General features: G+C 57.9%; 18 protein-coding genes. 5 read left to right on the plus strand and 13 right to left on the minus strand.

Features of this window, described 5'->3' with window-relative positions; genetic code table 11:
* Positions 1 to 92: 92 nt before the first annotated feature.
* The 6 genes from AC2FIO_RS05610 to AC2FIO_RS05635 all read right to left on the minus strand — a co-directional run bounded on the left by AC2FIO_RS05610 (position 93) and on the right by AC2FIO_RS05635 (position 5,997).
* Entirely contained in the window at positions 93 to 503 is a 411-nt protein-coding gene (locus AC2FIO_RS05610) for a F0F1 ATP synthase subunit epsilon (protein WP_496696191.1), read from the minus strand.
* Positions 504 to 515: 12 nt separating this feature from the next.
* The gene (gene atpD, locus AC2FIO_RS05615; RefSeq protein ID WP_058275509.1) at positions 516 to 1,940 is read right to left on the minus strand and encodes a F0F1 ATP synthase subunit beta; all 1,425 of its coding nucleotides are present in this window, start codon (positions 1,938 to 1,940) and stop codon (positions 516 to 518) included.
* 20 nt (positions 1,941 to 1,960) lie between these two features.
* Entirely contained in the window at positions 1,961 to 2,836 is an 876-nt protein-coding gene (locus tag AC2FIO_RS05620; protein ID WP_058276006.1) for a F0F1 ATP synthase subunit gamma, read from the minus strand.
* A 15-nt stretch (positions 2,837 to 2,851) separates the two neighbouring features.
* Positions 2,852 to 4,390 carry a F0F1 ATP synthase subunit alpha gene (gene atpA, locus AC2FIO_RS05625; RefSeq protein WP_058275507.1) on the minus strand — a complete coding sequence of 513 codons (1,539 nt, stop codon included), beginning with the start codon at positions 4,388 to 4,390 and terminating at the stop codon, positions 2,852 to 2,854.
* A complete protein-coding gene (locus AC2FIO_RS05630) occupies positions 4,391 to 4,951 on the minus strand; it encodes a F0F1 ATP synthase subunit delta (RefSeq protein ID WP_058276054.1) in 561 nt (186 codons plus the stop codon).
* Positions 4,952 to 5,262: 311 nt separating this feature from the next.
* The gene (locus tag AC2FIO_RS05635) at positions 5,263 to 5,997 is read right to left on the minus strand and encodes a class I SAM-dependent methyltransferase (RefSeq protein WP_109313357.1); all 735 of its coding nucleotides are present in this window, start codon (positions 5,995 to 5,997) and stop codon (positions 5,263 to 5,265) included.
* A gap of 61 nt (positions 5,998 to 6,058) precedes the next feature.
* Between AC2FIO_RS05635 and gloB the strand changes: the two genes are divergently transcribed.
* From gloB to AC2FIO_RS05650, 3 genes are all read left to right on the plus strand, one after another.
* Positions 6,059 to 6,826, plus strand: coding sequence for a hydroxyacylglutathione hydrolase (gloB, locus tag AC2FIO_RS05640; protein WP_496696194.1), 768 nt, complete (start codon positions 6,059 to 6,061; stop codon positions 6,824 to 6,826).
* 172 nt (positions 6,827 to 6,998) lie between these two features.
* A complete protein-coding gene (gene clpA / locus AC2FIO_RS05645) occupies positions 6,999 to 9,323 on the plus strand; it encodes an ATP-dependent Clp protease ATP-binding subunit ClpA (RefSeq protein ID WP_058275504.1) in 2,325 nt (774 codons plus the stop codon).
* 138 nt (positions 9,324 to 9,461) lie between these two features.
* The gene (locus tag AC2FIO_RS05650; protein ID WP_496696197.1) at positions 9,462 to 10,349 is read left to right on the plus strand and encodes a YHYH protein; all 888 of its coding nucleotides are present in this window, start codon (positions 9,462 to 9,464) and stop codon (positions 10,347 to 10,349) included.
* A 25-nt stretch (positions 10,350 to 10,374) separates the two neighbouring features.
* Here the strand turns inward: AC2FIO_RS05650 and AC2FIO_RS05655 are convergent, their stop codons facing one another.
* From AC2FIO_RS05655 to AC2FIO_RS05665, 3 genes are all read right to left on the minus strand, one after another.
* A complete protein-coding gene (locus AC2FIO_RS05655) occupies positions 10,375 to 12,075 on the minus strand; it encodes a peptidoglycan -binding protein (RefSeq protein WP_109313293.1) in 1,701 nt (566 codons plus the stop codon).
* Positions 12,076 to 12,078: 3 nt separating this feature from the next.
* Positions 12,079 to 13,257: a biopolymer transporter ExbB gene (locus AC2FIO_RS05660; RefSeq protein ID WP_282118959.1), complete on the minus strand. Its 1,179-nt coding sequence runs from the start codon at positions 13,255 to 13,257 to the stop codon at positions 12,079 to 12,081.
* Between the two features lie 69 nt (positions 13,258 to 13,326).
* Positions 13,327 to 13,857 carry a gamma-glutamylcyclotransferase gene (locus tag AC2FIO_RS05665; RefSeq protein ID WP_496696200.1) on the minus strand — a complete coding sequence of 177 codons (531 nt, stop codon included), beginning with the start codon at positions 13,855 to 13,857 and terminating at the stop codon, positions 13,327 to 13,329.
* A 67-nt stretch (positions 13,858 to 13,924) separates the two neighbouring features.
* On the opposite strand from AC2FIO_RS05665, the gene AC2FIO_RS05670 reads away from it, so the two are divergent.
* Positions 13,925 to 14,926: a DUF2125 domain-containing protein gene (locus tag AC2FIO_RS05670; RefSeq protein WP_170559057.1), complete on the plus strand. Its 1,002-nt coding sequence runs from the start codon at positions 13,925 to 13,927 to the stop codon at positions 14,924 to 14,926.
* Here the strand turns inward: AC2FIO_RS05670 and AC2FIO_RS05675 are convergent.
* From AC2FIO_RS05675 to AC2FIO_RS05690, 4 genes are all read right to left on the minus strand, one after another.
* Entirely contained in the window at positions 14,923 to 15,759 is an 837-nt protein-coding gene (locus AC2FIO_RS05675; RefSeq protein ID WP_108859255.1) for an extensin-like domain-containing protein, read from the minus strand. The genes AC2FIO_RS05670 and AC2FIO_RS05675 overlap by 4 nt on opposite strands.
* Positions 15,756 to 16,676 carry a prephenate/arogenate dehydrogenase family protein gene (locus tag AC2FIO_RS05680; protein ID WP_496696203.1) on the minus strand — a complete coding sequence of 307 codons (921 nt, stop codon included), beginning with the start codon at positions 16,674 to 16,676 and terminating at the stop codon, positions 15,756 to 15,758. Before AC2FIO_RS05680 ends, AC2FIO_RS05675 begins: the two co-directional genes overlap by 4 nt.
* Positions 16,673 to 17,758 (minus strand): histidinol-phosphate transaminase, encoded by a 1,086-nt coding sequence (hisC, locus tag AC2FIO_RS05685; protein WP_496696205.1) that lies wholly within the window; start codon positions 17,756 to 17,758, stop codon positions 16,673 to 16,675. Before hisC ends, AC2FIO_RS05680 begins: the two co-directional genes overlap by 4 nt.
* A gap of 64 nt (positions 17,759 to 17,822) precedes the next feature.
* Positions 17,823 to 19,238 (minus strand): aminotransferase class V-fold PLP-dependent enzyme, encoded by a 1,416-nt coding sequence (locus AC2FIO_RS05690; protein ID WP_496696207.1) that lies wholly within the window; start codon positions 19,236 to 19,238, stop codon positions 17,823 to 17,825.
* Positions 19,239 to 19,341: 103 nt separating this feature from the next.
* On the opposite strand from AC2FIO_RS05690, the gene AC2FIO_RS05695 reads away from it, so the two are divergent.
* Complete coding sequence (locus tag AC2FIO_RS05695; protein ID WP_058275495.1) at positions 19,342 to 19,803, plus strand: Lrp/AsnC family transcriptional regulator; 462 nt, start codon at positions 19,342 to 19,344, stop codon at positions 19,801 to 19,803.
* Positions 19,804 to 19,825 lie beyond the last annotated feature (22 nt).

Raw genomic sequence — 19,825 nt, forward strand, 5'->3', positions numbered from 1 at the left:
CCGGACCTTAACCCGTCGCATTGATAAAATCACGATAAAAAAACGGCCCCGTGTTTACGGGGCCGTTTCTAACTGTCGGAATGCGGTGAGCCTTACAGGCTCATATGCGTTCCAAGGGCTTCCATGTCGGCCAGCAGTTTGGCAGCGTCATCGACAATTGTCTGATCATCGCCTGCCTTGGCTGCTTCGTGCGAAGCACGCGCCTCGGCGACCAGATCGTCCAGATGCGACCGTGTCACTTCGGCGACCGGAATGGCTTTTTCGGCCAGAACCGACAGGCCATCGCCATTGATCTGAGCAAACCCGCCGGTGACCAGATATTCACTGGACCCTTGGGGTGCCTCGACCTTCAGGATGCCCGGGCGCAGCGTCGTGATGGTGGGGGCATGATCAGGCATCGCCGTCATGTCCCCGTCCGCGCCGGGAAGCTGGACCGCGGTCGCGCTGAGCGAAGCAAGGCTACGCTCGGGGCTGACGAGGTCGAATTGCATCGTGTTTGCCATCAGGTGTGCTCCTTAGGCGGCTTCTGCGGCCATCTTTTCCGCTTTGGCGATCACGTCGTCGATGCCGCCAACCATCAGGAAGGCTGCCTCGGGCAGGTGATCGTATTCGCCGGCCACTACGGCCTTGAACGACGCGATGGTGACATCCAGAGGAACCTGAACGCCGGGCGAACCGGTGAAGACCTGTGCCACGTCGAACGGCTGCGACATGAAGCGTTCGATCTTACGGGCACGGGCCACGGTCAGTTTGTCCTCTTCCGACAGTTCGTCCATGCCGAGGATGGCGATGATGTCCTGCAGCGACTTGTAGCGCTGGAGGATCTGCTGAACGTCGGTCGCAACGGTATAGTGCTCTTCACCGACGATCGCCGGATCAAGCAGACGCGAGGTCGAATCGAGCGGGTCAACAGCAGGGTAAATACCCTTTTCCGAGATCGCACGGTTCAGAACGGTGGTCGCATCGAGGTGCGCGAACGACGTCGCAGGCGCGGGGTCGGTAAGGTCATCCGCAGGGACGTAGACGGCTTGCACAGAGGTGATCGAGCCCGACTTGGTCGAGGTGATCCGTTCCTGCATCGCGCCCATGTCGGTCGCCAGCGTCGGCTGATAGCCCACCGCCGAAGGGATACGGCCCAACAGGGCGGACACTTCGGAACCTGCCTGTGTGAAGCGGAAGATGTTGTCGACAAAGAACAAAACATCGGTACCGGTTGCGTCACGGAATTGTTCCGCAAGGGTCAGGCCCGACAGAGCGATCCGCATACGTGCACCCGGAGGCTCGTTCATTTGGCCGTACACCAGCGCGATTTTCGAATCTTCCAGCTTTTCGGGAACGATAACACCGGATTCGATCATCTCGTGATACAGGTCGTTGCCTTCACGGGTCCGTTCACCAACACCCGCGAACACGGACACGCCCGAGTGCACTTTGGCGATGTTGTTGATCAGCTCCATGATCAGAACTGTTTTACCTACGCCGGCGCCGCCGAACAGACCGATCTTACCGCCTTTGGCGTAAGGGGCCAGCAGGTCAACAACCTTGATGCCGGTAACCAGAACTTCGGATTCCGTTGCCTGATCCGAAAAGTCTGGCGCAGGCTGGTGAATGGCGCGCGTTTCTTTGGTTTCAACGGGGCCTTTTTCGTCGATAGGTTCGCCCACAACGTTCAGGATTCGTCCCAGTGTTGCGTTGCCGACCGGAACCGCGATCGGTGCGCCGGTGTCAGTTACAGCTTCGCCGCGAACCAGACCTTCGGTTGCGTCCATCGCAATGGTGCGGACAGTGTTTTCGCCCAGATGCTGTGCAACCTCCAGAACCAGCTTTTTGCCGTTGTTGGTTGTATCCAGCGCGTTCAGAATTTCTGGCAGCTGATCTTCGAAGTGCACGTCGACGACGGCCCCGATGATCTGTGTGACTTTGCCTTTTGCATTCGCCATGTTTCGTCTCCGGTTTGTCTCTACAGCGCCTCAGCGCCGGAAATAATTTCAATCAGCTCGTTGGTGATCACGGCCTGACGCGAACGGTTGAACTGGATCGTCAGCTTGTCGATCATCTCACCCGCGTTGCGTGTTGCGTTGTCCATCGCGGACATACGTGCACCCTGTTCCGAGGCTCCATTTTCGAGCAGAGCCGAGAAGATTGCAGTCGCAACCCCCTTTGGTAGCAGGTCGGCCAGAATGGCCTCTTCGCTGGGCTCGTAGTCGAACACGGCACCACTGTCGTCGCCCTCGGTATCCTCAAACGAGGCTGGGATGACCTGTTGTGCCGTCGGGATCTGGGTCACAACGTTGACGAACTTCGAGTAGAAGATCGTGGCAACATCGAACTCACCCCCATCGAAACGGGACAGGATGCCCTTGGCGATGTCTTGCGCGTTGGTGTAACCCAGACGCTTGACTTCGCTCAGGTCGATATGTCCAACGAACAGATCGCCAAGGTCACGCTTGAGCGCGTCGCGGCCTTTTTTGCCGACAGTCAAAACCTTGACCGTCTTGCCTTTCAGGCGCAGCTCTTCCGCTTTGACACGGGCCAGCTTGGCGATGCTCGAGTTGAAGCCGCCACACAGGCCGCGTTCAGCTGTCATGACAACCAGCAGGTGGACATCATCACTGCCCGTACCACGGAGCAGCTTGGGGGCGCTGTCGCTGCCCCCGACCGATGCCGCCAGCCCCGCCATCACGGCATTGAACCGTTCAGCATAGGGACGCGAGGCTTCGGCAGATTCCTGGGCGCGGCGCAGTTTTGCAGCCGCGACCATCTGCATGGCCTTGGTGATCTTGCGGGTCGATTTGACCGACTCGATCCTGTTTTTAAGATCCTTAAGATTTGGCATGTGCCCGCCTCTCCCTTAAGCGAAGGTTGCGGCGTATTCGTCCAGCGCAGCCTTGATCTTGTCGGAAGCGTCGCCCTTGATCTTGGGATCTTCGTCGGTGATCCACTGAAGCAGGTCGGCGTGCTTGCCGCGCAGGTGCGCCAGCAGGCCAGCTTCGTAACGGCCAACATCGGAAACGTCGATCTTGTCGAGGTAACCGTTGGTGCCGGCGAAGATGACACAGACGATTTCAGCGTTGGTCAGCGGCGAGTACTGCGGCTGCTTCATCAGCTCGGTCAGACGCGCACCACGGTTCAGCAGCTGCTGGGTCGCGGCGTCAAGGTCGGAACCAAACTGCGCAAACGCAGCCATTTCGCGGTACTGAGCCAGTTCCAGCTTAACCGGACCGGCAACCGACTTCATCGAGTTGGTCTGAGCCGAAGAGCCCACACGCGAAACCGACAGACCGGTGTTCACAGCAGGACGGATGCCCTGATAAAACAGTTCGGTTTCCAGGAAGATCTGGCCGTCGGTGATCGAGATCACGTTGGTCGGAATAAATGCCGAAACGTCACCACCTTGCGTTTCGATAACCGGCAGAGCAGTCAGCGAACCAGCACCGAAGTCTTCGTTCAGCTTCGCCGAACGCTCCAGCAGGCGGGAGTGGAGATAGAAAACGTCGCCAGGATAGGCTTCACGTCCGGGCGGACGACGCAGCAGCAGCGACATCTGACGATAAGACACAGCCTGTTTCGACAGGTCATCATAGATGATCAGTGCGTGGCGGCCATTGTCGCGGAAGAATTCGGCCATTGCGGTTGCGGCATAGGGTGCCAGGAACTGCATCGGCGCCGGGTCGGACGCGGTTGCGGCCACAACGATCGAGTAGTCAATCGCGCCGGACTCTTCCAGTTTCTTCACCAGCTGCGCAACGGTCGAACGCTTTTGGCCGATCGCAACGTAAACGCAGTACAGCTTCTTCGACTCGTCGTCGCCTGCTGCATCGTTGTAGGTTTTCTGGTTCAGGATGGCGTCCAGAGCAACGGCAGTTTTACCGGTCTGACGGTCACCAATGATCAGCTCACGCTGGCCACGACCAATCGGGATCATCGCGTCAACCGATTTCAGGCCGGTTGCCATCGGTTCATGAACCGATTTACGCGGGATGATGCCAGGTGCTTTGACGTCAGCAACGCCACGCTCGGTGGATTCGATGGGGCCTTTGCCGTCCAGCGGGTTGCCCAGACCGTCAACAACACGACCCAGCAGACCGTTACCAATCGGAACGTCCACGATCGAGTTGGTGCGCTTGACGATGTCACCTTCTTTGATGTCACGGTCGGAACCGAAGATAACAACACCAACGTTGTCGCTTTCCAGGTTCAGCGCCATGCCCATGATGCCACCGGGGAATTCGACCATCTCACCCGCTTGCACATTGTCCAGACCGTATACGCGGGCAATCCCGTCACCGACGCTCAGCACGCGACCGATTTCGGCCACTTCGGCTTCCTGACCAAAATTCTTGATCTGGTCCTTCAGGATTGCAGAAATCTCTGCAGCTTGGATTCCCATTTATCCGACCTCTTTCATTGCATTCTGTAGGGAGTTGAGCTTCGAACGGATCGAGCTATCGATCATCTTCGAGCCCACTTTAACGACAAGACCGCCAATGAGGCTTTCATCAACGGTCGCATTTATTGTCACGGTCTTGCCCACACGCTCGGACAGCGTCTTGGACAGTTTTTCCAGTTGTGTCTTGGTCAGCGCCTTGGCCGACGCGACATCGGCGGTCACTTCGCCACGTTCGTCCGCCAGCATGTCGCGCAAAACCTGCACCAACTCGGGAACTACGAACAGACGGCGCTTCTGAGCCATCAGAGCCAGCGTGTTACGCATGATGGCGTGCAGACCCATTTTGTCAGCGATTGCGGTAATGGCGCCTTCTTGTTCGGCACGCGAAACCAGAGGCGATGCGATCAGGTCGCGCAGTTCGGCGCTTTCGCCCAATGCTGCTGCCAGATCGTTGATTCCGGTTTCCAGACCTGCGAGGTCATTATTCTCTTTGGCGATCTCAAAGATCGCGGTGGCATAGCGCTTGGCAATGCCTGTGGAAATCGAAGCTGGTTCGGACACGTCCACCCTTCCGATATTTTGGGCCCCGAATTCGCGTTGCGGCAGCTACCCCGGGGGCGTGAAGAAACCCCGGCCAGACGGTCGGGGATCAAAATCACCGGGGATGTAGCAGAGCCGAACCCAGCTAGCAATATATTATCACGGCAACAGGTTTATCCACAAAATGTTCAATTTCAATTACTTAAGGAGGGTGCGACCCTTTTATCCGGCTGAAACAGACGAAAAATGTTACGAAAGTGTAGGTTTTTGCGATTCCTGTGTCTTTTTTCCCTCAATTTTTGCGAATTGAAGGGGGGAAATGACCGGGCTGCTCAGGCTGGTTTCAGAAGGCCATCAAGCGCCTTTATCGGACGACGTTCGGCATCCTTTGCAACACTGCCGCTGGGCGGTCGGATGTGTTTTGTCACCTCAACCATAAGCACTCCGCCTGCCATGACTGTTGGCAGCCTTTGGCCAGTCTTTTCGATCAGGCTCGCCGACTTCAGCCAGAAACGGCGGAATGACGGCGGCAGATACAGAGCCGAGCAATGGCTTTCCGGGATGAAGTGATGCGCCTTGAGCTGACTTTCCAGCTGCGAGGCTGTGTACGGTCGGCCAAAGCCAAACGGGGTCTTATCCGTCCGAGACCACAAACCAGCCCGATTGGGCACAACAAAGAATGCGCGCCCCCCTGGCCCCAACACGCGCCAGCACTCATTTAGCAATTGGCTGGGCCGCTGCGAGGTTTCAAGCCCGTGCATCACAATCAGCTTGTCGACATGACCTGTTTCAATCGGCCACAGGGTTTCTTCGGTCAGAACCGACACATTGGGCATTCCGGCGGGCCAGGGCATGACGCCTTGCGGGCCTGGCATCAAACCGATCACGCGGCGGGCGTCCGCAAGATAAGGACGCAGCAATGGAACCGCGAAGCCGAATCCAGCAACCGTTTGCCCCTTGGCCTCGGGCCATTGCTCGATCAGTCGCCCACGGATCGCCGCCTGCGCGGCACGACCCAGAGTGCTGCGATAGTAGAAGTTCCTCAAATCCTGCACATCAAGATGCATTGCAGACACCCGGTCAATCGGCTTAGCTGGGCGCAGTCTAGCAACGAAAGGGCAAAAGGCCATGCCTCTTGAGGTCGTTACCATCCCATGTCTCAGCGACAATTACGCATTTCTGGCGCATGACGCCGCAAGCGGCAATACCGCACTGGTCGACGCGCCCGAAGCCGGACCCATTCTGGCCGAGTTGGACAAGCGCGGCTGGACATTATCCCATATTCTTCTAACCCATCACCATTGGGACCATGTGGATGGCCTGTCTGCCATTTTGGAAAAGCACCCGGCTAAAGTTGTTGGCGCGGCCTCCGATGCACACCGCCTGCCCCCGCTGGATCAGCAGGTCAGCGACGGCGATACGTTTGAATTCGGAAGCGAGCAGATTCGGGTGCTGGATGTGTCCGGCCATACTGTTGGCCATGTCGCCTTTTACATGCCGGACAGCGCAGTGGTTTTCACAGCAGACAGCCTCATGGCATTGGGGTGTGGACGCTTGTTCGAAGGCACGGCACCGCAGATGTGGGCCTCTCTCAGCAAGCTGGCCGCGCTTCCCGATGAGACAATCGTTTGCTCGGGCCACGAATACACGCAATCAAACGCAAAATTCGCTTTAACCGTCGATCCCACCAATGCCGCACTGCAAAAACGCGCGGATGATATTAACCGCGCTCGCGCTGCCGGAGAACCCACGGTTCCTTCGACGATGGCGCTGGAAAAGGCCACAAACCCGTTCTTGCGGGCCGCTGACCCGGCGATTCAGGCTCATTTGGGAATGCAAAATTCAGACCCCGCAGACGTTTTTGCTGAAATTCGGACTAGAAAAGACAGCTTCTAGTACCCAAATTGCCTTCCTCACGGCCACGGTCACGTGAAATGTGACTGTCAAGAGCAAGAAAACCCTTGAAGCCGGGCCACGATCAACCAAACTCTAATAGTATGAGGACATGGTTGGGATGGGGTTCCGGCCGAAGCCTGCCCCTTTCGACCCAAGACAGAGGAGCACCCGCGTGCCTTCATTCTCGAGCACATTAGAACAAGCCATCCACGCGGCCTTGGCGGCTGCGAATGAACGGCGTCACGAATTTGCCACGCTAGAGCATCTGCTTCTGGCGTTACTGGAAGAACCTGACGCCATCCGCGTCATGAAGGCCTGCAGCGTCGATCTGGAAGAACTGCGCAGCACTCTGGTTGAATTCATTGACGAAGACCTGTCCAATCTGGTCACGGATATCGACGGTTCCGAGGCCGTGCCAACCGCCGCTTTCCAGCGCGTCATACAACGCGCGGCGATCCACGTCCAAAGTTCGGGCCGGACCGAAGTGACCGGCGCAAACGTTCTGGTCGCCATCTTCGCCGAACGTGAAAGCAATGCGGCCTATTTCCTGCAAGAGCAGGACATGACGCGCTACGACGCGGTAAACTTCATTGCGCACGGCGTGGCCAAAGACCCTGCGTACGGCGAAAACCGCTCGGTTTCGGGCGCGGATCAAGTCGAGGAAGAGGCTCAGCCTGGCGTCACCGAAGGCGAACAGAAGGAAAGCGCGCTTGGGAAATACTGCATTGACCTGAACGCTAAATCGCGCGCAGGCGATGTCGACCCGCTGATCGGCCGTGCTGATGAGGTTGAGCGTTGTATTCAGGTCCTGTGCCGCCGCCGCAAGAACAACCCGCTGCTGGTAGGTGATCCCGGCGTGGGCAAGACCGCCATCGCTGAAGGCCTGGCACGCAAGATTGTTGGCGGCGAAGCGCCAGATGTGTTGTCTGAGACCACAATTTATTCTCTCGACATGGGTGCTCTGCTGGCAGGTACGCGCTATCGCGGAGACTTCGAGGAACGCCTGAAGGCGGTTGTGACCGAGTTGGAGGACCACCCCGACGCGGTGTTGTTCATCGATGAAATTCACACCGTGATCGGTGCCGGTGCCACCTCGGGCGGTGCGATGGATGCGTCGAACCTGCTGAAACCTGCCCTGCAGGGCGGCAAATTGCGCACCATGGGCTCGACCACGTACAAGGAATTCCGTCAGCATTTTGAAAAAGACCGCGCGCTGAGCCGCCGGTTCCAGAAGATCGACGTGAGCGAGCCTTCGGTCGAAGATAGCGTGAAAATTCTGCGCGGTCTGAAACCCTATTTCGAAGAGCATCATGAGATCAAATATACCGCCGATGCCATCAAGACCGCGGTGGAACTGTCGGCCCGCTATATCAACGACCGTAAACTGCCCGATAAAGCCATCGATGTAATCGATGAGGCCGGTGCGGCGCAGCACCTGGTGGCTGAGAGCAAACGGCGCAAGACCATCGGGGTCAAGGAAATCGAGGCGGTCGTCGCCAAGATCGCCCGCATTCCACCCAAGAACGTCACCAAAGATGATGCCGAGGTGCTGAAAGACCTCGAGGCCTCGCTGAAACGTGTCGTATTCGGTCAGGATCTGGCAATCGAGGCGCTGTCCAGTGCAATCAAACTGGCGCGTGCCGGTCTGCGTGAACCTGAAAAGCCCATCGGCAACTATCTGTTCGCCGGCCCGACCGGTGTGGGTAAGACCGAAGTAGCGAAACAGCTGGCGGATACGCTGGGTGTAGAACTGCTGCGCTTTGACATGTCAGAGTACATGGAGAAGCACGCCGTCAGCCGTCTGATCGGCGCGCCTCCGGGCTATGTAGGATTTGATCAGGGCGGTCTGCTGACCGATGGCGTCGACCAGCATCCGCATTGCGTGCTGCTGCTGGATGAGATCGAAAAGGCCCATCCGGACGTGTTCAACATCCTGTTGCAGGTGATGGACCACGGTGAGTTGACCGATCACAATGGACGTACGGTGAACTTCCGCAACGTGGTGCTGATCATGACCTCGAACGCAGGTGCGCAGGAACAGGCCAAGGCCGCCATCGGCTTTGCCCGTGACCGACGCGAAGGCGAGGATACGGCCGCAATCGAACGTATGTTCACGCCGGAATTCCGCAACCGCCTGGACGCTGTGATCTCATTCGCGCCACTACCGAAAGAGGTCATCCTGCAGGTGGTCGAGAAGTTCGTTCTGCAGCTTGAGGCGCAATTGCTGGATCGCAATGTGACCATCGATCTGACCCCCAAAGCCGCCGCGTGGCTGGCGGAAAAAGGGTATGACGACAAGATGGGTGCACGTCCTCTGGGTCGTGTCATTCAGGAACACATCAAGAAACCACTGGCCGAGGAGTTGCTGTTCGGCAAGCTGGCCAAGGGTGGTGTGGTCCGCGTGTCTGTCAAGAAAGGCGATTTGAACCTGGATATCCTTGGCCCCGATCAGCCAAGAATTCCGGGCGACAAACCTCCGCTTTTGACCGCGGATTAAGACGCCGCATTCGCCTAACAAGTCTAATCGCCCGGTTGTTCAGCAGCCGGGCGATTTCGTTTCGGCCACAAACTTTTTCGACGGAACAGCCAAACCTGCGCGTTTCATTATCACTGATAAATTGCAAAGGGGATTTTGATGACCAAAACCGTCGCCGTTTGGAGCGTAGCATTCGCCCTTTCTGCCGTTGCCGCCATAGCAACCGCTCAGCATAGATTTCGGTATCATGACGAAACGGAAACACGACCGTTGCGCCTGCAGGCCGCAACGGTTGATCCGGGGCACAGCCACTCTGAAATCTCTGAGACCCGCAAAAGTATACGCGTCTCGGCCAACGGGATCCCCGATCACCTTGTCGGGCGCTTTCCGAACCAAGGCAATCCGCACAGCATTTCCGAGCAGCGCGTCAACTTGAAAGTACCGACGAACCCGAAATCCAATCGATCCACCACCCCGCTTGAAATGGGTTGGAACTTTGGTGTGTCTCTAAACGGCGTCGTGTTTGACCCGTTGGCCGCAGAGTTTTGGCACGGCAATCCCCGCTCAGGCTGGTCCTACAATGCGCTTGGGGGCGCGGTTACTTTGGGGTTCGACGAAAACTATGCCCATGTGCAACCCAATGGAAAATATCATTACCACGGCATCCCCACGGGCTTTATTGAGCTGCTGAACTATACACCCAGCCAACATTCACCGCTGATCGGATACGCGGCAGACGGCTTCCCGATTTACGCAATGACCGGCGTTTTGGATGGGAAAGTGACGCAAATGAAGTCGTCGTACAGATTGAAAAGCGGCAACCGCCCTGGAGGAAGCGCACCCGACGGAAAGCATGATGGCACGTTCAATGAGGACTACGCTTATGTAGCAGGCGCCGGAAGTCTGGATGAATGTAACGGAGCCTTTACGATTTCGCCTGAATATCCATCTGGAACGTATGCCTATTTCCTGACCGAAAGTTACCCGGTCGTCCCGCGCTGCTTTGCGGGTAAGCCAGACAACAGCTTTCGGTTTGGTCGTCGCTGACCCGTACCCTTAACGAGTGTCTCGGTTACCTTTCGGTGAGTTTCAGCTCGATCCGGCGGTTTTGTGCCCGGGCCTCCGGGGTGTCTGCCGGGTTTACGGGCTGGAACTCACCAAAACCGTTTGCGGCCAACCGGCTCGGCGGGATGCCCAGCGCATCGACCATGTAGCGCACGACGGACAAGGCGCGGCCCTGACTAAGCTCCCAATTGTCGCGATAGCGCCCGGACCCGGCAAGTGGCACGTTATCGGTGTGACCATCGACGCGGATCACCCAGTTCAGGCCTTCGGGAATTTCAGCCGCCACGCTGCGAAGGATATTGGCCACTTTGGCGATGTCCTGCTGCCCGGCCGGTGACAAAACGGCCGAACCCGTGTCAAACAGGACCTCGGACGAGAATACAAAACGGTCGCCTTCGATCCGAACGCCCTCCTCATCCCCAAGCACGTCGCGCAGTCTTCCAAAGAACTCTGACCGATAGCGTTGCAGGTCTTCGGCCTGCGCGGCCAGTTCCTGATTTTGTCCAGACAGAGCTTCTGCCTCGGCTTCAAGCCGGACACGCTCAGCCTCTTCCAGCAGACGCCGGCGGCGTTCTTCCGAGGCCGCGCGGGCCAAAGCTGCGTTCAGGTCCTGACCCAGGGTCTGAATTCGAATGTCCGAAGCGGCGTTGCGTTCTTCATAGTCGTCCAACAACGCCTGCAACCCGCCAAGTTGTTGGCGCAGCGCCGCCATCTGTTGATTCAACAACGCCGTCTCTCGCTGCGCTTTTGCGGAAATCGTTTTCTCCGCCGAGATCGCTTCACGGGCCACAGCCAATAGGTTTGCACGCTCTTCGGCTAATGATCGCTGCGATTGTGCCTCGGCCTGTGCCTCGGTCTGCGCAGCCAAAGCGGCTTGTAGTTGCGCCTGCAACTCGTCCGCATCCAGCGCACCGAACTGGCGCTCAAGCTCGGCCCTGGCGGCTTGTGCTGCGGCAAGCAGGGTCAATGTATCCTCAGCTTCTTTGCGCTGTGCTTCCAAGGCCAGTGTCATTGCTGTCAACTCGGCATCTGCATCCTGCAGACGGTTGCGCAGGTTCTCGGCAGCTGCAGCTTCGGCTAGCTTGGCGGCCTCTTCCGCACTGATCTGTTCTTCCAGTTCACTGATCCGCGTGGATTGCGCCGCGTCGCTTTGTTCAAGATCCGCAACCAACGCCTCCAGCGCCTCGCGTTGGGCGGCAGCCAGCCGGGCGGCTTCGGCCTGTTCGTCGATCTCAGATCGGCTTTGCGCCAGTGCGAGGTTCAGCGCCTCTTGGTCCTCCAGCAACTTGGCGCGCTGGGATTCCAGTGTTGCAATGGCACCGCGCGCCCGCTCCTGATCCGTCAGAAGTGCGGCGACCTGCGCCTCGAAATCCGTGATACGTGCCTGCGACAAGGCCAGGTCCACTTCGGCCCGCGCCAGCGTATCTTCAGTTTGCGAAAGGGTCGTGTTCAACGCGCCAAGACGGGCCTCCAGGCGGTTATTCTCACGCTCCTCCAATCCCAATGCCCCGGCCAGCGCTGCGACTTCGTCCGACAGGGCGGTCAATTCGTCCTCTTGCCCGGAAATGGTTTCGCGCAACACGAACTGCACCACCATAAAGATGGTCAGAACGAAGGTCAGCACCATCAGCAAACCGGTGATCGCGTCAACAAAACCCGGCCAAACCGAGCCCTGAAAACGCTGACCTGTGCGACGGGACAGAGCCATGGATTACTCTCCTTCCGGAGCGGTGCGCACGGCGCCTCGGGGCAATGTCAGAGCTTTGACCAGCAATTCGATATCCTTGCGCAGTTCGCTCATGCTTTCCTGACGACCGGCCGAGATTTCTTCGAGGATGCGCAATAGCTGAACGTCCATCGACCGCAGGCGCATCCGGCTTTCGGCGTCAATTCCTTCACCCGTGCCCTGATCACGCATGTGATCCAGAAGGGCGTCCTGCCCAAGGGCCACGCGTTCCAATGCGGCTGTCACCCCTTCGGATTCAGACTGTCGCACATTCATCTCACCAATCGCGTCGACCAACTGGCCCAGCTTGACCGACACGGTGGCGCGATCAGCCTCTTGCCCCGAAAACAGGTCTTGCAGCGCGTCCATCTGTTCAGACATCGCGTCTAGAACGGGTGTCAGGACCGCAATTTCCGCCCCACCTTCCTCAGCCGCGGCAAAGCCAACACGGGTGATTGAGGACAACCATTCCTCAAGCTCGCGGTAGAACCGGTTCTGACCGTGACCCGTGAACAGTTCCAGCAACCCGACGATCAGAGACCCGGCAAGGCCCAAAAGGGACGAACCGAATGCCACGCCCATTCCTTGTAGCTGTGCCTCAAGCCCCACCATCAGGCGGTTGAACACGGCCAGTCCTTCTTCGCCCTCTTGCGGGTTCAGGCTGCGGATCGTGTCGACAATAGCTGGGACAGTGGTCGCCAATCCAAAGAACGTGCCCAAAAGGCCCAGATAAATCAGAACATTGGTAATATAGCGCGTGATCTCACGTTCTTCCTCGACGCGTTCTGCAACCGAATCCAGGATCGACCGGGTCGAACTGGAACTGATCTGTGACCGGGCACCACGTTCCCGCAGCAACGATGCCAGGGGCGCCAACAATTGCGGCGTGCGCGCGTCCTCGCGAACAACGCCGCCAACAAAAGCCTCGATCCAGCGAACCGAGCCAATCAGCTGTGTCACCTGAAAGAAACAGGCAAAAACGCCGATTATGAAAACCAGAATGATAAAACCGTTCAGGTACGGGTTGGCCTGAAACACCGGCAGCACATAAGGCAGCGCCATGAAGACGCCCAACCCCGCCAGGCCAATTGCGACCAACATCATCACAATCTGACGGATGGGATGCGAGAAATGGGGTCTCGCGCCCTGATGTGCCTGCGCCATGCGCGTGTTTCCCGGTTTTTGCCTGCTCTGGCTTGAATCTAGCCAAAATCCGCCGGTGACGCCAAGGGTTTATGCTGTGATACTACGTACCCGTTGCGCTAACCACTCAAGATCAGGATCGCGCAGGTTGATCTCGGCCAGATGTTCCGCAGTATTATACAGATATTCCGTATTCGGTCCGCGCCCGCCAATCGCATGTGCAATGATCTGCGCCTGCTCCTCTAACGGCATGCCACCACAGTATTGGACATGTTCTGCGTCGATCACATAAGTCACGGCGGTGACGACTTCGCCGTTGTTTAAATGCACATCAAGGTTTTTCTCGACATAAGCTGACGAAATCAGCTCGCGCTCGCGCAATTCATGCAAGGTGCGCTCTTCATGGCCGACCTCGACTGCAAGTGCCAAGCCGGTGCAATTGGCATCGGCCTGTTCGTCCAGTGCCAGTACAAGGCCGGGGTGTTCTTCGGTACCGCGGTGGTGAATTGAACTCATGCAGAATGACCGGGCATACCCATGCAGCGTGGCGTGTTCGCTGCGTGCCACCGGAAAGCCCGGATTCCACAGCAATGATCCATATCCGAAAACCCACATCGTCATAGCTCTGGTCCTTGCCCGTTTCGGCCTATAAACATCAAATTCAACGCGGGAAAAAGGGCCAACTGCCATGCGCGGTCTAATACGAGTAGTCATTTTCTTAACGGTTATCTGGAGCGCCTATTGGTTCGTCGCCGGATTCGGATTGCGCAACGCAATCACCGCCTGGTTCGACAATCAGCAGGAACAAGGCTGGCAGGCGGACTTTTCCGATGTTTCGACAGCCGGGTATCCGTTTCGTCACGTTACGCGCCTGAACAGTCCTGCTCTGGCAGACCCGGTCAACGGCACCGCGTGGAGCGCGGATTGGATTGAGTTCCAAAGTCCCGCCATCTGGCCCGGACGCCAGGTGCTGCGCTTTGCTGACACCCCTCAGCGCCTGTCCTATTTTGATCAGACGGCGACCATTGAAGCCAGCGATCTGCAAGCCGAGCTGCAGCTGCAACCCGGTGTGGCGCTGGTGCTGGAAAAAATGGCTTTGACCGCGGGTTCATGGTTGATCACCGATGATGCCGAAGCGCTGGCTGGCGGCGATACGCTGACATTGGTTATGGAACAGACCTCTATTCCGGTAACATACGCCATCGGCGCTCGAATAGACGGGTTCACCCCGGGAGATGGTCTGCGCGATTTGATGCGGTCCGCGACCACATTGCCGCAGGCGTTTGAGACGCTCGAACTGGACATGACGGCCACGTTCAACAAACCGTGGGATCGTACGGCTCTGGAGCAGGGTAGACCACAGCCGGTGAAGATTGACCTGAACCTTGCCGAGATGAAATGGGGCGCTTTGCGTTTGTTTGCAGCAGGCGAGCTTGATATCGACCACCAGGGCATCCCAACGGGCGAGATTGCGGTCAAAGCTGAAAACTGGCGTGACATGATCGCCATGGCTAATGCTGCAGGCGCCCTGCCCGATCAGGCCGTTGATCCTGTGACACGAGCGCTGAATTTCATGGCCGGGCTGGGTGGGAACCCAAATGCGCTGGATCTGCAGCTTAACTTCCGGGACGGTTTCGTGGCGCTGGGGCCGTTGCCGCTGGGGCCTGCGCCCCGCCTGATCCTGCGTTAACGGCAGTATGGCCCGCGACGGTGGCGGGCTGTATCCAGATGGAAATGATCCCGGTGATACCGGTCCGCGTTTGGCCCCAATACGGTGCCAAACGGCCCGCATGCATCTCGCCAGATCTTGACCAGTTGTTTTTGGGACGGGTTCTTGCGCCAGCCATTCAGGACCGTCACAACCTCTCCATCGGCCATCTTGAAGGCCGAGATATCAATCGCGCGGCCTTTTCCATGCTCGGAAATGCGGGCGCCCTTACGGTTGTTGCGCGTCCGACACGCGTAGTGTGCGGCAACCTGCAATTGAACCACAGGCCCGCGTCGCTTGAACGTCGGCTTGACCGTTTTCTCAACCCATTTGTTCAGCGCAATCGCCGTTCCACAATCCATCGTGGAGGGACGGCTAAGCGTCACACCTGAGACCGAGGTGATCTGAACAGCGTCCTTGATCCCGCAAGCCTTGATCCTGCCCGGTACCGTCCCGACAGGCTTACCCTGAATATCGATGTCGCCACACACCGATCCTTTGCGCAGTTTGCGCTTTTTGAACAGCGCCTCCTGCTCCAAGGCTTTGGGCCGCAGGTAAGGCATCAGCGACGTGTCCGGGCCAAGCAGAGGCAGCTCTGCAGGTCGTGCCGCGGCTGCTAAAACCTGCGGTGAATCCGGCCGCAATTCTGGTCGTATGGTGGCCGGAGGCAGCTGAGGCACTGCGCTGCTAAGGACCGCAAGTGTAGCCTGAGGTCGCGATATCGGTATTAACGAACGTTCCAGCGAACCAGCCTGAGTTGACATTGCGCAAAGCGCTGCAAATCCGGTCAGAATGGTTCTCCAGCCCTGCGTCATGGGTTCGTTTTTCCCCGTCCGAAATCAGGCGCATCCGTATCCTGGCCAGCATCAATGATGCCGCGGCGGATGGCGCGCGTACGGGTGAAATAGTCGAAAAGCTGCTCGCCGTCACCCGTTCTGATCGCGCGCTGTAGTGCAAACAGTTCTTCGGTGAACCGGCCAAGGATCTCCAGCGTCGCATCCTTGTTGGTCAGGAACACGTCCCGCCACATGGTCGGGTCAGAGGCCGCGATGCGGGTGAAGTCTCGGAATCCTGCGGCGGAATACTTGATGACCTCGGTATCGGTGACCCGGCGCAGATCATCCGCAACGCCCACCATCGTATAGGCGATTAGGTGCGGCGCGTGCGATGTGACGGCCAGAACCAGATCATGGTGATCCGCATCCATCTCATCAACGTTTGACCCCATGCCTTCCCAAAGTGCCCGCAAACGGGCAATCGCATCCGGGTCCGAGCCTTCAACCGGGACCAAAAGACACCAGCGGTTGTCAAAGAGTTCTGCAAAACCCGATTCCGGGCCAGAATGCTCAGTTCCTGCCAGGGGGTGCGCAGGGATGAAATGCACACCATCCGGGATTACCGGCCCGACGGCCTGAATAACGTGACGCTTGACCGAGCCGACATCAGTCACCGTCGCCCCGGGTTTCAGGACAGGTGCAATATCTTTTGCAACAGCGCCCATCGCGCCGACAGGAACGCAGAGAACGACCAGATCCGCGCCCTCGACCGCCTCTTGCGCAGTATCGCAGACGCGATCACACAAGCCGATGCGGCGGGCCGTGTCGCGGGTGGTCTCGGACCGGGCATAGCCAGTCACTTCGCCAGCAAGCCCGGCACGTTTGATCGCCCAGAACATGGACGAGGCGATCAGGCCAAGACCAATCAAGGCCACACGGTCGTAAACTTGGCTCATGCGACGCCCCCTTTGAACGCGGTGATGGCCGCAACAACGCGGCGGCAGGCTTCTTCGTCGCCTACGGTGACCCGCAGGGCATTTGGCAGGTTGTAGCCCGCCACACGGCGCACGATCAAACCTTGTGTCTTCAGATAGTCGTCACACGCCTCAGCCTCTGCCCGATCGGCAAAGCGGGCGAGGATAAAGTTGGTGCAGGACGCATCCGAGGGCACGCCGATCTTGGCCAGTTCTTCCGACAGCCACACCCGCAGGCGCGCATTTTCAGTCTGACAATAGGACAGGAATTCTATGTCATTCACCGCAGCCTCTGCTGCCGCCAAAGCGGTCAAGGACAGGTTAAAGGGCTGACGCACCCGGTTCAGTACGTCGATAATCGATTGCGCAGCATAGCCCCAACCGACACGCATTCCGCCCAGACCGTACACCTTGGAAAAGGTCCGCGTCATGATCACGTTGTCAAACCGATCCACCAGCGATGCACCACCGTCGAACCCATCGACAAACTCGGCATAGGCCCCGTCGATCACCATCAGGCAGGTCTTAGGCAATGCTTCGGCCAGACGCAGCAACTCAGCCTCGGGGATCATAGTCGAGGTCGGGTTGCCCGGGTTCGTCACAAACACGATCCGGGTCTGGTCGCTCACGGCGGCCAGAATGTTTTCGACATCCACGTGGCGATTGCGCTCGGCCACCATCACCGGTGTCGCGCCGGCCATGCGGGCGATGATCGGGTACATTGAAAACCCGTGCTCGGTATAGATGACCTCATCACCCGGTCCGGCATAGGCCTGGGCAATGAATTGCAGCACTTCATCACTGCCAACGCCGCAGATAAGCCGCGCAGGGTCCAACCCGTGCCGTTCACCAATCGCTGAGCGCAGGCTTGCGTGATCGGTACTGGGATACCGATGCAGCGTCGTCGCACTATCGCGCACGGCCTCTATCGCCTTGGGGCTGGGACCGAACGGGTTTTCGTTGGAGCTGAGCTTGATCACATGCTCTACCCCGGCCACATGCGACTGGCCGCCCTGATAGAGCGCGATGTCCATAATGCCGGGCTGCGGGGTGATCTTGTTCATAAGAGGCTCCGTTGTTGGAGCCTCTCATACCCGTCTCAACGCGTTGAGAAAAGCGGCAATTCCGTCACGCCGCTTTGAAGCGGGCGGTCGCCGGGTCCGCGTTGTAATAAGGGGTGAATTCCTCAGTCCGGTGGGACAGATCATTGACGCTATCGATGATGAACTGAACCGTCTCCTCGCTCATAAGGTAAGAGAAATTCAGGCGGACCCATCCGGGTTTCTTCATCTCTTCCCCTGCGGACAAAGCAGCATGCAATTCAGTGGACGTTTTACGGTCGATATCCAGCAAGCGATGCGCATATGGCCCGGCACACGCGCAACCACCGCGCGCCTGAATGCCGTAGATGTCGCTGAGCATCCGGGTAAACAGCTGCTGATGCACCGGCTGGCCAGAGTTGTCCCGCACAAGGAAAGAATAGATCGGCAAACGATGCTGGTTTTCAGTGCCTAGCAAAGTCAGGTTTGGATTGTCGCCCCACCCTTTCAAGGCCATTTCATTATATCGTGCTTCGCGTTCAGCAATTTCATCCGTGCCGACGACATCCTTGACGATGAAGGCCAGCGCGGCGCGGATATCTCCGATCACATTGGGTGTTCCGGCTTCTTCCCGCGTGGCCAAATCCTCGCTGTAGTCATGGCGCCAGGGCGATACAAAGCTGACAGTCCCGCCACCAGGCCAACTTGGGCAAGTACGGCGAACTGCGTTCTGATTGACGATCAACACACCGGACGCGCCCGGGCCGCCCGGGAACTTGTGCGGGGAGACTACGATGGCATCCTTGCGCGCATCTTCTGGCCCCATGTCCATCGGCATATAAGGTCCACCACCGGCGTAATCCCAGATCGAAACAGCGCCATGAGACTTGAGCAGCCGCGTGATCGGGTCCGGGTCTGTAATGATGCCGGTTACGTTAGAGGCAGCGGAAAATGAACCGACAATCAGATCGGAATCGGCATTGTCCACCAATGTCCGTTCAAGTGCACCGAGATCAACGCCGCCTTCGGGCGCTTCGGGGATTTCGATGACCTGCGCTTTGCTTTCCCGCCAGGGGAGGATGTTCGAATGATGCTCGTATGGCCCGATCAGAACAACCGGCCGGTCAGCCCCCTCAATTCCCATCAAACTGACCAGCCGGTTAAGGCCCGCAGTGGCGCCGGACCCGGTAAAGATCACCGCGTCGTCTTCCTTTGCTCCAACAATGCGGGCTATTTCCGCGCGCGCTTCGCGGCGCAGACGGGTCATATACGACCCACAATAGGAGGCCTCAGTGTGGCTGTTGGCATAAAAAGGCAGCACCTCATGGGCGACAAAATCCTCTACCTGCTGCAGCGCACGACCCGAAGCGACGTAGTCCGCATAAACCAGCGGCACGTCCCCATTCAGACCGGGGATCAGAACATTCTCTCCGATCAGCCCGTCGCGCAGGGTTGAATTGCGAGTGGTGGATTGGAGGTCTGCGCGAAATTTGGACAAGGTCATGATTAATTCTCCATATTGCATCACCAAATATGATTGAATGAGGACGCAGAAACTTCACCTTTCTTTTGGTAGATTTCTAAATTTTTGTGTCATATGCTTCAGTATGGCAGAAAAATTAGATCATATTGACAAGCGCATCCTTCGCGAACTTCAAACAGACGCAACACTTTCGCAGCGTGAGTTGGCGGACCGAGTCGGGTTGTCGCAAAATGCCTGTTGGCGGCGGCTGAAGGCGTTGAACGAAAATGGCGTCATTACCGGTTCGACCGCGCGGATCGCCCGCGAAAAATTGGGGCTGAGCCTTGTGGTCTTTGTTATGCTGCGCACCCGGCACCATTCGGCTGAATGGCTACAGGCATTTCGAAGTCATGTCCTAACCATCCCCGAGGTAGTGGATTTTCACCGCATTGGTGGCGACTATGACTATCAGTTGAAAGTCGTCACGCAAGATATGACGTCATATGACAAGGTGTATCAGCGATTGATCGACAAGGTCGAACTAGACAGTGTGACCTCGTACTTTGCGATGGAGGCCATCGCCGAAAGCAGGCCGCTGCCAATTTGATTCAGCGCCTTCGGCGGACTTC

It is taken from the genome of Ruegeria sp. CDSB086, assembly GCF_059611065.1.